Annotated in this window: 9 protein-coding genes; 3 read left to right on the top strand and 6 right to left on the bottom strand. The window is 48.2% G+C overall.

Annotation, left to right across the window (positions count from 1 at the left end; all coding sequences use genetic code 11):
• Positions 1 to 231: 231 nt before the first annotated feature.
• From BN3656_RS08225 to BN3656_RS08215, 3 genes are read left to right on the top strand one after another with little or no spacing between them, the layout of a single operon-like run.
• Complete coding sequence (locus tag BN3656_RS08225; RefSeq protein ID WP_242962974.1) at positions 232 to 2,091, top strand: sensor histidine kinase; 1,860 nt, start codon at positions 232 to 234, stop codon at positions 2,089 to 2,091.
• Complete coding sequence (locus tag BN3656_RS08220) at positions 2,088 to 3,716, top strand: response regulator (protein ID WP_066546394.1); 1,629 nt, start codon at positions 2,088 to 2,090, stop codon at positions 3,714 to 3,716. Before BN3656_RS08225 ends, BN3656_RS08220 begins: the two co-directional genes overlap by 4 nt.
• A gap of 4 nt (positions 3,717 to 3,720) precedes the next feature.
• Positions 3,721 to 5,538 (top strand): heparinase II/III family protein, encoded by a 1,818-nt coding sequence (locus BN3656_RS08215; RefSeq protein WP_066546392.1) that lies wholly within the window; start codon positions 3,721 to 3,723, stop codon positions 5,536 to 5,538.
• Between the two features lie 21 nt (positions 5,539 to 5,559).
• Here BN3656_RS08215 and BN3656_RS08210 read toward each other — a convergent pair whose 3' ends face one another.
• The 6 genes from BN3656_RS08210 to glnA all read right to left on the bottom strand — a co-directional run bounded on the left by BN3656_RS08210 (position 5,560) and on the right by glnA (position 14,363).
• Positions 5,560 to 8,643: a glycoside hydrolase family 2 TIM barrel-domain containing protein gene (locus tag BN3656_RS08210; protein ID WP_066546390.1), complete on the bottom strand. Its 3,084-nt coding sequence runs from the start codon at positions 8,641 to 8,643 to the stop codon at positions 5,560 to 5,562.
• The gene (gene uidA, locus BN3656_RS08205) at positions 8,633 to 10,450 is read right to left on the bottom strand and encodes a beta-glucuronidase (protein ID WP_066546381.1); all 1,818 of its coding nucleotides are present in this window, start codon (positions 10,448 to 10,450) and stop codon (positions 8,633 to 8,635) included. Before uidA ends, BN3656_RS08210 begins: the two co-directional genes overlap by 11 nt.
• 144 nt (positions 10,451 to 10,594) lie before the next feature.
• Positions 10,595 to 11,380 (bottom strand): N-acetylmuramoyl-L-alanine amidase, encoded by a 786-nt coding sequence (locus BN3656_RS08200; protein ID WP_066546379.1) that lies wholly within the window; start codon positions 11,378 to 11,380, stop codon positions 10,595 to 10,597.
• Between the two features lie 223 nt (positions 11,381 to 11,603).
• Entirely contained in the window at positions 11,604 to 12,443 is an 840-nt protein-coding gene (dapF, locus tag BN3656_RS08195) for a diaminopimelate epimerase (RefSeq protein ID WP_066546377.1), read from the bottom strand.
• A 9-nt stretch (positions 12,444 to 12,452) separates the two neighbouring features.
• Positions 12,453 to 13,001, bottom strand: a complete 549-nt coding sequence (locus BN3656_RS08190; protein ID WP_066546375.1) for an ANTAR domain-containing protein — start codon at positions 12,999 to 13,001, stop codon at positions 12,453 to 12,455.
• 30 nt (positions 13,002 to 13,031) lie between these two features.
• The gene (gene glnA / locus BN3656_RS08185; RefSeq protein WP_066546373.1) at positions 13,032 to 14,363 is read right to left on the bottom strand and encodes a type I glutamate--ammonia ligase; all 1,332 of its coding nucleotides are present in this window, start codon (positions 14,361 to 14,363) and stop codon (positions 13,032 to 13,034) included.
• Positions 14,364 to 14,475: the final 112 nt, after the last annotated feature.

Below are 14,475 nucleotides of genomic sequence, written 5' to 3'. Positions count from 1 at the left end.
CCTGATGTTGTGCCTTTATTATACAGGCAGATTCCCTAAGACTGAATGTAAAAACAACCAAAAAAACTGTGATTTTTTCTGTAATTTTTCTCTTTTCCATTCTTCCCGTAAAAAAGCTGTACTTTTCTATGATTTGCAGTCTTTTCTTATAATTGTATTCATTTGACAAAAAATAGCTTTCCTATTATAGTATTTTATGAATAATACATACCAGAGGGGGGACTATTTTTCATGCTGCAATCCGTATTTCCAAAAACCATACGCGGAAAAATCATACTCTATACGGCTGCCGTAACCTGCTCCATTGCTGTATTTACGGTAACCATCTGTTCCTTTGTTTTTCAGTCCTTTCTCCAGAAAAATCAGATACAGACTTCCGAATACAGTCTTGAGGTTATCTGTAACAGTACAGCGGCCGATTTGGAAAATATCCTTTCCTTTTATAAATGGTGCTCCTTTAACACAGATATCGCCGCCTATCTGGACGGTTTTGAAAATCTGTCCCAGATGCCCTCGATCTCTTCCAAAAATTCCGGCCTACGCAGTGTGGCACTTCGTACCTATGACCGTCTGAAGGAAGAGTATTACAATACTCATTCTTCCTCCTACATAAACCGGGTTATCATATCTCCCTTAAACAGCTGCAATTATATGCAGATTTCTGATACCACCGCTGTGTCTTCCGCACATTCTTTATCTGACCTTACAGGCACGGACTGGTTTCAGACCATCCTTTCAGAAGATGGGATGGACAACAGCACCTTTATGGAGGATCCATTTCTTCCCGGAAGCGGTTTAATGGTCCTTCCAGCTGTCTCCGCCTTGTCCGGACGCTACAGCTCCCATCAGGCCGGCTGGATCTATATGTCGATCTCAGACCGGCTGATCCTTGACTACTTAAAATCTTTCCCCTTAAATCCGGATTCATTTCTCTGCCTTACCATCGGAGGCAGAACCTGGCTTTATGAAAATGACCGTTTAAAGTCCTGTGACTGGAAATTTGAGCCGGTAAAGGACTTAAGTGAAAATGCCTTTAACAGTGATACCTTCGTTTCGCTCTGCCGTCTTCCGGATGGATCCGAACGCGTACTGCTCTCCTGCCCCATTGGAAATTATGGCTGGAGCATCTCTCTGCTTTTATCCCAGAGCGCTATGAAGGCTCAGAGCACCCTTTATGCGGTCATTCTTTCCGGTATTGCTGTCTTCATCCTTTTCATCGGTCTCTTGCTTTTTGTACTGTTAAACCGTTCCATCGGACGTCCTGTAAAAAAACTGCAGCATCGGATCCAGGCCATTGCTGGAGGCGATTTTTCTCTGGATCCCTCCATACAGCGGGAGGATGAATTTGGAGCCATTGGTACCGGTATCAACCGTATGTCACAGGATCTGGCTGCTCTGATCCAGAAGCGGATACAGGACGAAAAGGAACGCAAGGATCTGGAATACCGGATTCTTCAAAGCCAGATTAACCCCCATTTTCTTTACAATACATTAAACTCCATCAAATGGATGGCTACCATCCAGGGCGCATCCGGTATCAGCGAGATGACTACGGCTCTGGCCCGGCTATTAAAAAGCATTTCCAAGGGTTCCCATAATAGGATTACCTTGAGGGAAGAGCTGAATCTGGTGAAGGACTATTTTCTGATCCAGCAGTACCGTTACGGCGGCAGTATCTCTCTGGAATGTGAAATTTCGGAAGAAGCCCTCTATGACTGCCTGATCCACCGTTTTACCTTGCAGCCTCTCATAGAAAATGCTCTTTTCCACGGAATTGAACCAAAGGGCTGTGCAGGAAAAATCCGCATCAGCGCTAATCTGGACAGAGAAGCTGCCAGACAGCCCCGTCTGATCATATCGGTATGGGATAACGGGATCGGCATGGATGCGGAAACCATAAAACGAGTTCTTTCCGGCACCCAAAAGCCCACTGCGGACTTTTTCCGGCAGGTGGGAATCAACAATGTAAACCAGCGGATCCGCTACGACTGCGGCCCGGAATACGGTATTTCCATTGAAAGCGTACCGGGAGAATACACATGTATGCATATTACGCTGCCATACGAAACGGCACAGGGAGAGATATTATGATAAAATTACTGATTGTTGACGATGAACCTCTGGTTCAGATCGGAATAAAATCCATGCTCCGCTGGGATGAGCTTGGCATAGAGGTCTGCGGCACTGCCATGAACGGAAAAGCCGCTCTGGAAATGATCCGGCAGTACCGGCCTGATATCGTGATTACCGATATCAAAATGCCTGTTATGAACGGACTGGAGCTGGTCAAAATATGCAGAGATGAGTTTGGCCCCATCCCTCTATTCATCATCCTTACAAGCTTTGAAGAATTTTCTTTGATCAAAGAAGCTATGAGCTATCAGGCAGTCGACTATCTGATCAAGCTGGAGCTGGATCCCGGATCGCTTAAATCGTCCATTGAAAAGGCATCCGAACGTCTGGAGGAGCTCAAAGCCAAGGAATCCTTCCGTCAAAATCAGGGGCGCCCTACTCTTTTAAGCTACCATGATAAATTTTTCATGCGTCTTCTTCATAACCTTTTTGAAAACAGGGATCAGTTTTCCATTCAGTCCAGGGATCTGGGACTGGATTTTTCTGCCAGACAGTATCTGGCCTGTCACGGCGAGCTGCTAAGCTGTGTTTCCGAGTCTCTGGATCCGGAAGGCCAGATAAACCTTTATTCCAGCAGCCTGCAGATGATGCGGGAAATCCTTACAAAATATGCGGGCTGTTATGCGATCGCCCTGGATAAAACACGTTTTGCCCTGATCTTTCATTTCCCCGATGAACAGCCGGAAATGGAAACCGTGCTGGAAGCGCTCAATAACGGCCGTTCCATGATCCGTAATTATTTTAATGTTGAACTAAGCGCCGGGATCGGAGAACCGGTGGATGATCCCTTAAAGATCAGCATTTCTTATCAGGAGGCCAGACAGGCCTTTAATCTCTGCTCTCCTGACGCCCCATTTGTACCTTTTACCCAGACTGCCTCTTCTTCCATAAGAGATTCCTTTAATCTGGCTGTTTTTAAAGAAGATCTGACCAGGGCCTTTGAAGAGTTTGATACAGACGCCCTGTATGACACCCTGACCGTGATCTCTCAGCTCTTTGCAGCGAATCCTCAAAAGCTGCTCCAGACTATGGACGGAGCCTGCAGCATTTTATATCTGGCTCTCTCTCTTCTTCCGGAAGGTGAGGAAATACTAAGCGGCATCTTTTCTGCCAGTCCTGACGGCTACCGCTCTATTTACCGGATGAAGGATGTGTTCCAGATTGTCCGGTGGTTAGAGCAGCTCAGAGATGGACTCTGCGAAGCGTTAAAAACCCGCCGAAAGACCTATAAAGACCATGTGATCTTAAATGTGCAGAAATATATTTTAAACCACATTGAGGAGCATCTTTCTCTTAATGAAATCGCCGCGGTCTTTGGGCTGAGTCCTAATTACCTGAGCACTCTTTTCAAAAAGACCTGCTCCATGGGTTTTTCCGAATATATCACCCAGCGCAAGATCTCCCGGGCCAAACCCCTGCTTTTAGAACAGGATTTAAAGATCTATGAGGTGGCTGACCGCCTCGGCTTTGAAAGCGCCTTTTACTTTAGCAAGGTATTTAAAAAGGTAGAAGGAATCTCTCCCAGAGAGTTTGTCCAGGCTCATATGAACGAACCAAACACCCACACCATTTTGGAGGAATAACACTATGTTTTATGAAATTGCCGCTTCACCCAAGCTGCCACTTACCCCCTTTATCCCCTTTTCCCCTGCACGCTGCCGGGAATTTTGGGAGGCTCTTCCTTCTTCCCTTAAAAACAGGGCCGTGGAAGACGCAAAGGCCCTCTGTCCGGTAGTATGGCCTCAAATCCTGGCCTGTGACTTTTTAGAATACACCCGTTCTGGAAACAGGATCCGGTTTGAGGATAAGCAGTTTGCCCGCCGGACTGCCCTCGGAACCCTGGTTCTGGCAGAAGCATGTGACTATAAGGGAACTTTTCTGGATGATATCATAAACGGAATTTATCTTATCTGCGAAGAAACTGCATGGCAGCTTCCCCCCCATAATTCCTACATCCGTGATACGCCTTCCCTTCCTCTGCCTGATCCCTCACGTCCTGTCATCGATCTTTTTGCTGCTGAAACAGGGGCCGTGCTGGCTGTAGCTGTATGGCTTTTGAGGGATGAACTTCGCGCCGTAAGTCCCCTGATTGAAAAACAAGTAGTACGCTGTCTGAAGGAACGCATCCTTGAGCCTTATTTAAAGGAGCATTTCTGGTGGATGGGCGATGGGGTAAGCCCTATGAACAACTGGACTATCTGGTGTACCCAGAATGTGCTTATGACAGCAGCTCTGTGGGAAGAGGATGAAGAAATCAGTCGGGCCATTCTTCAAAAAGCGGCCAAAAGCGCTGATTTTTTCCTTGCCGAATACGGAGACGACGGCTGCTGTGATGAAGGGCCTCAATATTACCGTCATGCAGGCCTCTGCCTCTTTAACACCATAGAAATCATGAACGGTATGACGGATCATTCCTTTTCCTCCCTTTACCGCGAACCCAAAATCTGCAATATAGCCGCCTACCTCTCCAACGTCCATGCCTGCGGACCCTACTACATCAATTTTTCAGACTGTGCCGCTGTCGCAGGCCTGTGCAGTGCCAGAGAATACCTCTTCGGAAAGCGCACCGAACAGAAGGAACTGATGGAACTGGCTGCTGGCGACTGCCGCATAACACAGGATCCCCTTTTAACGCAAGAGCATAATCTTTTTTACCGGATTCAAAATCTTTTTGCACTGCCTGAAATCCTTTCTATCCCTCAGGGCTGTAATACAGAAAAAAAAGATATTTTCTATCCCAGTACCGGCCTTTTTATTGCAAGAGACAGCCGTTTCTGTCTGGCTGTAAAAGCCGGGGATAATGATGACAGCCACAATCACAATGATACGGGAAGCTTCACCATTTATAAAGACGGAAAGCCGCTCTTTGCTGATATCGGAGTGGAAACCTATCAGGCCAAAACTTTCTCACCACAGCGATATGAAATCTGGACCATGCAGTCTGCTTACCATAACCTCCCCTCCTTTATCACCGCAGACGGCCATGAACAAATGGAACACAACGGTCCGGATTTTAAAGCGGAACATGTAGACTGGGGCTTTGAAGCACAGGAAGCCCATATTTCAATGGAGCTGAAAAACGCATACCCCAAGGGTTGTATCACCTCCTTTAAACGCAGCGTTGTGTTTAAACGCAGCCAGGAAATCCTTATTACCGATCAGGTCTGCTGTCCGGGGCTTACTCCTGTCCTGAACCTTATAACCGCAGAAAAACCTCTGTATAAAGAAAGCTGTCTGATCCTGGGAACTCTGGCCGTCTGCAAGATAACAGGAGCTTTGACGGATGTTTCTGTGGAATGTCTCCCCATTACAGATCCGCGGCTGAAACTGAGCTGGAAAAATGACCTATGGAGAACCCGCATCACATTTAACCCCAAAAAAGAACTGGCGCTTCGGATCATATGATCCTGAGCGCCAGCTCTTTTTTTATTCCTCATGATTACTGATAAAACCCATAGAAAACTCAAATATAATATCCCTGTCTCCCGGTATCTCATATTCCGGATATACAGGAGCTCCCCAGCTGTCATTTCCTCCCACGCCTCTTATGGCTCCTGCGATCACTGCCCAGGTATGGCTCTGTGCGGGCAGCTCTTCCCTGTGGAGAGCCGTTTCGAGCTCTATGGGACTGTATGGAAGCAGGCTGAAGTGAAACGGCTTTTTCTCCGCCTCAAACAAAAGTTTCTCTCCGTCTTTTGTTTCCAGAACCAACCTCCGGGTATCCATATGCATCCCGCATTCCTGAGGCTTTAAATACCGAGCAAGCTGCTCTTTTTTTGTGCTTTCGTAAACTCCCAGCCCTGCTCCGGCCCTGCGGTCAGGATAATTCTCCCACGGCCCTCTTCCATACCAGGAAAAACGGCTGACCTGCTCTGGAAGCTCAAAGGCCAGTCCAAATACAGGCAGGGACGGATATCCCTTCTTTCCATGGAAGTGCGCTCTCACCCCAAGCATACCGTCCTTTCGCATCCTGTATGTAACAGTAGTATCCTCCCATGTAAATGTAAGCTCTGCTTCCTTGTCTGTTTCTCTGATCTCTGCCTTTCCTTTGCAAATTTCCGGAAATAATGTCTTTGCCAGCCACAGCCTGCTTTCCTTTGCAAAACCGTTTCCCCGGTCATTGTCTGTAGACGCCCTCCAGTATACAGGCACAGGAGGACGGATCATCCACTGTATGCCATCCTTTCTCTTTAAAGATACCAGACCGCCGTCTTGATAGGAAAACATAAGCTGCATCTCTCCCAGGATAACGCCCAGGTTTACATCGCCGTCAATCATTCGGGCCGGAATGAACCGTTTTCTTTCCATTTTCCAGTTTCCTGGAAGAACTACTTCCGAAAAAGCAAGTTCATATCCTTTTTCTGCCCACAGCGTATCCTTTTCCAAATGGACGCTTACTCTTAGGATATATTCCTTTCCATCTTCCAACGCGGTATCGTTTGTAAAGCCTGTCTCATCAAAGGAATATACGGCGCACGTTCCCGGAGCAGCCTGTGCCTTAAACGGAAATGTTTTCCATTTTTTTCCATTTCTTAACACCGTCAGCACAAACGCAAGATCCGAAAGGTCTGAAAAAAGTTGCCGGTTCTCAATCTGTATCTGCCGTCTCTCCGGAGAAATCTTCAAACGCACCGCAGCATACTGAGCCTTTACCTCAGCAGCCTTTGGAGATATGGAACGATCCGGATACAAAATTCCGTTTCCGCAGAACTGCCAGTCTGTGGGACGGTCTCCAAAATCACCGCCGTATGCCGGATATTCCTTCCCGTCTTTTCCCTGTCTGGCAACCGCCTGATCGATCATATCCCAGATAAAGCCTCCCTGATAGGCAGGATATTCATATTCCAACGCCATATACCGATCCATGCCTCCCAGGGAATTTCCCATGGCATGCATATATTCACACATAATAAAAGGCTTTTTCGTGTTATTTTCCAGAAATTCCCTTACACGTTCCGGAGGCGTATACATCTGGCTTTCCATGTCACTGATATCCTCAAATTCCCGGTTCCAGAAAACGCCCTCATAATGGATTAGACGCCCCGGATCTCTCTCCTTAAACCAGCGGCTCATCGCACGGATATCCTCTCCGGCATAGGACTCATTTCCGCAGGACCAGATCAGCACAGACGGATGATTCTTATCCCGTTCCGCCATAGACTTTCCACGGTCTGTTACACAGGCTTTCCACTGTGGCAGGCTTCCCGGTACATTCCATGACGGCTCACAGGCTCCCATTTTCTGCCATGAACCATGACTTTCCAGATTTGCCTCATCCATAACATAAATACCATAACGGTCGCAGAGCTCATACCACAGGGACTGATTGGGGTAGTGGCAGGTACGGACGGCGTTGATATTATGCTGCTTTAAAAAACGAATATCATAAAGCATATCATCGGCTGTGACAGCCCTTCCCCTGTGCCAGTCAAATTCATGGCGGTTTATGCCGTGAAAAACAATGGGGCATCCGTTTAAGCACATCTGCCCGTTCTTCAGCTCAAAGCTTCGGAATCCAACTGGCTGCAAAAAAGACTCCTTACAGCCATCTTCTCCCCACAGTTCTATATGAAGCAGATATCGGAAGGGATCTTCTGCGCTCCATGGATGTACATTGGGGATTTTTCCCAGTGATACGGCGCAGCTTTTTTCCATCCTTCCTTTTAAAGCCCCTGTTTTTATGATCCGGCCTGCATCCTCCAGCGCAAGCCTTATTTCATAGCTGTATCCGTTTGGATTTTCCATGGTAAATTCTACATCCAGAAAGCCATCTCTGTAATCATCCGTCAAATACGCCTTTATAAACAGATCCTCCACATGGATTTCCGGTATACAGTAAAGATATACCGACCGGAAAATCCCTGTAAAACGGAAGAAATCCTGATCCTCAATCCAGCTGGCACTGCTGCGCTTGTAAACGCGCACCTCCAGCCGGTTTACGCCAGGATGAAGAACTCCCGTAAGCTCATACTCCGACGGTGTAAAGCCGTCCTCGCCATACCCTGCAAACTGACCGTTACACCACACATAAAAGGCTGTTTCCACTCCCTGGAACGACACAAACACCCGTTTTTCCAGAAAATCTTTCTCCTGATCTGTGATAATAAATTCCCTTACATAGCTCCCGGCCGGAGCATTCTCCCAGTCAATGGCCGGAGGACGGATCTCCGACCTTCCATCCCATGGATACATGGTATTGACATAATGGCAGTTGTCATACCCCTGAAGCTGGACATGGCCGGGAACCTGGATCGTTCCCCAGTCCTTTTCCTCAAAAGCAGCTTTATAAAAAACAACTCCGTCTGAATCCTCCGTTCCTCTGAGCGCATATTCCGGTGGCTGCTCCTCCCAGCAGAAATCCCAGACACCATCCAGAAGCATAAAACCGATTCCCTCTGATCCTGCCTCCTGAAAAAAAGGATATACATGATCTGAATGAGCATTGTTCCGGTTCACCTCAAAAACCTCCGGATTATCCAGCCAGGAAATCCTTGGATTTCTACTTTTCATCCGTATTTCCTCCTGCTTTATACTCAAAATTGGGAATGTTCTCCCAACGCTTTCTGAAATAGTGTGCTGCCAGCTTTGGCCGTCTTTCTCTTGTAAACAGGCCCTTCTTATTGCCGTCCACTCTCATGCAACCCTGAAATGCCGCAAAGTCCGCAAAATTCCAGACCTGCTCTCCCATAAAGAAAGACCTTTTATCAAATTCCTCATTCTGCCGCCTGTAATATTCCATCTGATATTCTTCACTGAACATTTCCGGTACACACTGATGGATGCCCGCCACAGCGTCTGCCCCATACTCTGTAATCATCACAGGTTTTCCTATTTTTTCCCAGAAGTCCAGCTCCATGTTCAGAGCATAGCAGGCTGCGTCCAGATCGCCCGACAAGTTATACCATCCGTAATACCGGTTGATGCATACTACATCCATCGTCCGGGTCACAAGATCCTTTTCATAATTATTCTGGCAGCACACAAAGGTCACAGGACGGTTCTGCGGATCCAGGGTGTGCGTATACTCATACAGGCTGTGCCAGTATTCATAGGCTGATTCCGGAAAATGCTCTGTATCTGGCTCATTTCCCATGGACCACATTACCACGCAGGGATGATTTTTATCCCTCTCGATCATATCCCGGAGCACAGCCTCGTGGTGCTCCCGAATGGGAAATATCTGATAAGGATCGCAGTGCTCGCCAGCTCCGATTCCTACAGCCGGCGTTTCATCAATGATCACAATTCCCTCTCTGTCACAGAGCTGATACATCTCCTCCGCATAGGGATAATGGCTGGTGCGGAAGGAATTAGCATGAAGCCAGTGGATCAGGTTCACATCCTTTACATCCAGACACAGATCCAGTCCTCTTCCATGAAAGGGAGAATCCTCATGCTTTCCAAAGCCCTTAAAATAAAACGGCTTTCCATTGATCAGGAACTGGGTTCCTTCTACCTTCACTGTACGGATGCCAAAGGTTTCCTCATAGATATCTTCTCCAAAGGTAAATACAGCCCGGTACAGATAAGGCGTTCCCGGCCAGGGCCACCACAATCTGGCATCAGGTATGGTAATGATTCCAGAAGCTCCCTCTGCCTCTGCTGCCTTATTCCCCTCCACATCAAAAATTTCCACATGAACGGCGCCTTCTCCCTCTGTCTCAGCCTCATATTGAAGAATCCCATCGGTGCCGTCTATGTCCGGTATCAGGGTCAGACCGCAGATGCGAGAAACAGGTGTTGTATACAGCCGTACCGGACGGTTGATTCCTGCATAGTTAAAAAAGTCAAAATTGGGAAGATTGCCCTGTTTTCGCCATACCTTGGCTGCTTCAACCGAAGGCACACCTGGATTATCGGAGCCAAAAAAAGCGGTTCCACCTTCATTTCCCACTGGAAGCGTGCTGTGGCTGATCCGGTTGTCCGCCGCAACGGTAAGCAGCAGCGTTTCTCCCGGAACCACAAGCTCCGTAAGCTCCAGCTCAAAAGGAAGAAATCCTCCCTTATGTTCCATTACAAAGGTTCCGTTTATATAGATCCTTGCCCTGTGTGTCACGGCATCAAAACGCAGAAACAGCCTCTGCCCCTTAAAAAAGGCAGGAACCGTGACCTCTCTTTCATACCAGGCCCATCCATAGTGATTCTTATAAGCCGGATCATCCTTCTGATCATTATAGGATGCAGGGACAGCAATCCGTTCCCCTCCTGCAAGACGCTCACAGTTATCCCCCGGCGTCTCATAATCTCCAAGCTTAAATTCCCACAGGCCGGAAAGATCCATCACGGTCCTTGCTCTGTTCATCTTCGGATATAACATATCACTCTTCTCCTTCCTCTATACCGCCATACGCAAATCCCACTGCCACCAAAAGGCACAAAAAGGTGTTTGCTCTTATAGCATCATTATACAGGAAGAATTTCTCACATTACATATACTTTATCTCAAATAATCTGCAATCTTTTACACTTCCTCTTTCCTCACCAGCATGGTAGGATATCCGGCCTGTCTTACTCTCTGCTCCATCCGGACTCCATTGTCCATCTGCAAAAAAGCGCCGACCCGCACCTTATAAAGCCCGTCATCATATACAAGAAAAGCCGGAAATCCCTTGGCTGCAAGCTCCCTTACCAGAAACTCTGCCCGCGGTCGTTCCCTGTATGCTCCCACCTGAACCTGATAGTACCGCTTCTCTTCCGTCTCTTTCTTCAGCTGGGAAAAGGTGGTCAATATCCCGTCTGCAATCCCCTGGGCGATCTGATCAAATTGTTCATCAAAAATCCTGTTGTCCTCCGGGTGATCTAAAAATCCCGCCTCCACCAGCACAGCCGGCATCTTAGTCCGCCTGAGCACAATGATTCCGGGACGTTCCTGAACTCCCAGATCGTCAAATCCGGCTTTCACAAGATTTTTCTGGATATTTTCTGCCATCAATGCTCCCGGACCGGTATTTTCGTATACCAGGTTCAATGCTCCCTTTCCTGTTCCCGGAACAGGCATGGCATTCCGGTGAATGGATACGAAAAAATCAGCTCCCGATCCATTCGCAATCATGGCTTTTTCCAGAGGCGTGTCATATACGTCCGTGGTACGGGTATACATCACACGAATCCCATTATTTTCCAGTATCTCGCCTACAGCCAATGCCAGACGGAGCGTATCATCCTTCTCCTTGCGCCCCTCAAACATGGCTCCCGGCTCTGCCCCGCCGTGTCCGGCGTCTATGATCACACTTGTTTGCTGTTCCATAAGCAGCTCCTTTTACATACTTCATTTCCTTATACCATATGTAAAAATGAGACGGATGTTTCCTTGGCGCCGGCGGATAAACGGCCAGGATACCGTCTATATCTGATATGCGTGATCCACATCCACACCTCTTGGCCCAACATGAGTGGAAAATACAATCTGGGTACTGGTCTTTCCAAACTTCTAAAGCTGTCCGATAAAGCCGTCCAGTTCCATCGTACTCTTAACGGCTGCCTTCTTCCCCGTCCTCCCAAAAAGGCTCTATGGCTCCGTTAAACACCTCCACTGCAGGCCCTGTCATAAACAGATGGCCGCTTTCCCGGTCCAGACGGATCCTTAAATCGCCGCCCTTAAGGCTTACAAGCACCTCATCCTCTGTTAATCCCAGCAAAATAGCTGCCATGGCGCTGGCCGTAGCTCCTGTGCCGCAGGCCCAGGTTTCTCCGCTGCCCCTCTCCCATACCCGCATCTGGATATGTGTACGGTCAATCACGCGGATAAACTCTGAATTTACACGATCCGGCACAAAACGCTCATGGAACTCAAAAGACGGTCCCATCTTCTCCAGATCCAGGCTGTCTATTTCATCCATAAAATACACTGCATGGGGATTTCCTACATCAATTCCCGTAAACTCCCATTGTTTTCCATCTACCAAAATCGTTTCCGGAAGCTGGGAAGTGAGAACTGCCTCTCCCATGTCAACAGTGAGCATCACTGCCCTGCCGTTTTCGACCTCCAGTTTTAACTCCTTAATCCCAGCCGGAGTCTCTACGGTCAGGCTTCTCCGATCCGGGGAAATAATCCCATGGTCATAGGCATACTTTCCCACACAACGGATGCCGTTTCCGCACATTTTCCCCTGTGAACCGTCTGTATTGTACATTTCCATACGGCAGTCTGCCACATCAGAAGGGCAGATCAGGATCAGGCCGTCTGAACCGATGCCAAACCTCCGGTCGCTGACAAATCGGGCTGCTGCACTTGGATTTTTTACGTTCTCCTTAAAACAGTCTACATATACATAGTCATTTCCAATTCCCTGCATTTTTACAAAATTCATGGTTCTACCTCACATGTGTATTAAGCTGATGATCATCTGAGCAGTTTCGGTCAGGCTGGTGCCATTATCCATACTGCATTTTTGTATATATCGGTAGGCTTCCGGCTCGGTCATCGTATTTCGATCCATCAGGAGAGCTTTTGCCTTTAAAATCAGTTCCTTTTCCTCGGCGCTTCTCTCCTGAGGACGGGTCCTCTTTCTGCGCTTTCGCCGTTTTCTGGCCTCAAGCATCATTTCTATGGTGCTTAAAAGCTCATGTACCTTTAAGGGCATGGAAAGGCAGATCATTCCCTCCGTATCCCGTTTGCTCCATTTTGCCGGGGAAGCAATGAGAAGCATATCAAAGGAAGATGGGAGCAGGCGGCGCAGCTCCTCGCAGACCATATCTTCAAAGCGGAAGCCGCAGACTACGATCCCGCCGTTTAAACTCTCTGCCGCTGCCAGAACCTGAGCCCCGGAGGTGCACGCAAAAACTGGTTCATAGCCATTCTTCCTGAGTATGGCCCGGATATTTCCGGCATCCTGTGGCTTTGAAAATGCCGCGATTATACTTGCCATCCTTCCCACCTCCTCCTGCCAGGCTGCACACTAATATTGATACAGATATTGGGCGATCTCCCAGTCCGTCACCTGAATGCCGAACTCTCCCCATTCCTTCTCTTTGGCCTCCAGATATTTAATATAAATCGGTTCTCCGAGAACATTTTTCACAAAAAGACTGCCTGCATATGCCTCAATGGCAGCTCCAAGAGTGTTTGGGATCCGGTCAATCCCGCAGTTATTAAGTTCCTCCTGATCAGCCAACGATATCGGTTCTTTTGCACAGAGAGGCAGCTCCAGCTCCTTTTCAATCCCCTCCAGTCCCGCCTGAAGGCAGGCTGCAAGTGCCAGGTATGGATTCATGGCCCCATCCGGACAGCGCAGCTCAATCCCCTCTCCTCCCGGAGACGGAATGCGGATCAGGCAGCTTTTGCTGTTTGAAGGCGACCAGGCACTATAAACCGGGGCATCATATCCAGGAACCAGCCGCTTATAGGAATTAACCGTCGGATTGGTAAGAAGCGTCATTTCTTTCATATGGTTTAAAATTCCTGCCATAAAATGACGGGCCGTAAGACTTAGTCCCAAAGGATCTGCCGGGTCTGCAAACAGGTTCTTTCCCTGTGAGTCTTTCAGCGACAAAACAAGATGCATCCCTGAACCATTAACTCCCTCTTTGGGCTTTGGCATAAAGGTGGCGTGAAGCCCGTGGCTCTTTGCAATCGTTTTGGCTGTCATCTTGAAGGTGAGAAGCTGATCTGCAGCCCTCAAGGCATCCATGGACCCCAGATCGATCTCATGCTGCCCCGGAGCAATCTCATGATGACTGGACTCCACCTGAAAATCCATTTCCTCCAGATTTGTCACAATATCCCTGCATACATTCTCTCCCAGATCCATAGGGAACGTATCAAAATATCCTGCCCGCTCATGAGTCTGGATCGTGGGCCGTCCCTCCTCGTCTGAATGAAAAAGGAAAAACTCACACTCCGGCTTTACCTCCATCACATATCCCATATCTGCCGCCCGCTTAACGGCCTTTTTAAGCACAAAGCGCGGATCTCCCTGGAAAGGCGTTCCGTCGGGATGGCACACATCACAGATCAGCCTTGCTGCCCGCCCCTGTCTGGAACGCCAGGGAAATATCTCAAAGGTATCCGTGTCCGGATAAAGATACATATCCGATTCCTGAAGCCTCACATAGCCCTGAGTAGCAGAACCGTCAAACATGCATCGGTTGTCCAGGGCTTTTTCCACCTGTCCGGCTGTAATGGTCACAGACTTCATTATTCCAAACAGATCCGTAAACTGCAGGCAGATAAACTCCACATCCTCCTCCCGGACGATCCTGAGGATATCCTCTCTGCTGTATTTGTTCATGGTTTAACCACCCTCTCCCAGGGATGGCAAAAACCCTTTCCAATCCCTGTAAAATGTATCAGGGCGGGGATCTGATGCGATACCCCGCCCTTTTGCCTGTATCTGTAAAAAA

Origin of the sequence: Clostridium sp. AT4 (genome assembly GCF_001517625.2) — a bacterium.
Classification (GTDB): Bacteria; Bacillota; Clostridia; order Lachnospirales; family Lachnospiraceae; genus Enterocloster.
The sequence above is the reverse complement of the archived record's forward strand: the minus strand, read 5'-3'. Positions and strand labels throughout refer to the sequence as shown.

Bases quoted from the DNA above. Each gene is read 5' to 3' on its own strand.
- BN3656_RS08225 (WP_242962974.1), top strand. From the start codon at position 232: ATGCTGCAATCCGTATTTCCAAAAACCATACGCGGAAAAATCATACTC.
- BN3656_RS08220 (WP_066546394.1), top strand. From the start codon at position 2,088: ATGATAAAATTACTGATTGTTGACGATGAACCTCTGGTTCAGATCGGA.
- BN3656_RS08215 (WP_066546392.1), top strand. From the start codon at position 3,721: ATGTTTTATGAAATTGCCGCTTCACCCAAGCTGCCACTTACCCCCTTT.
- BN3656_RS08210 (WP_066546390.1), bottom strand. From the start codon at position 8,643: ATGAAAAGTAGAAATCCAAGGATTTCCTGGCTGGATAATCCGGAGGTT.
- uidA (WP_066546381.1), bottom strand. From the start codon at position 10,450: ATGTTATATCCGAAGATGAACAGAGCAAGGACCGTGATGGATCTTTCC.
- BN3656_RS08200 (WP_066546379.1), bottom strand. From the start codon at position 11,380: ATGGAACAGCAAACAAGTGTGATCATAGACGCCGGACACGGCGGGGCA.
- dapF (WP_066546377.1), bottom strand. From the start codon at position 12,443: ATGAATTTTGTAAAAATGCAGGGAATTGGAAATGACTATGTATATGTA.
- BN3656_RS08190 (WP_066546375.1), bottom strand. From the start codon at position 13,001: ATGGCAAGTATAATCGCGGCATTTTCAAAGCCACAGGATGCCGGAAAT.
- glnA (WP_066546373.1), bottom strand. From the start codon at position 14,363: ATGAACAAATACAGCAGAGAGGATATCCTCAGGATCGTCCGGGAGGAG.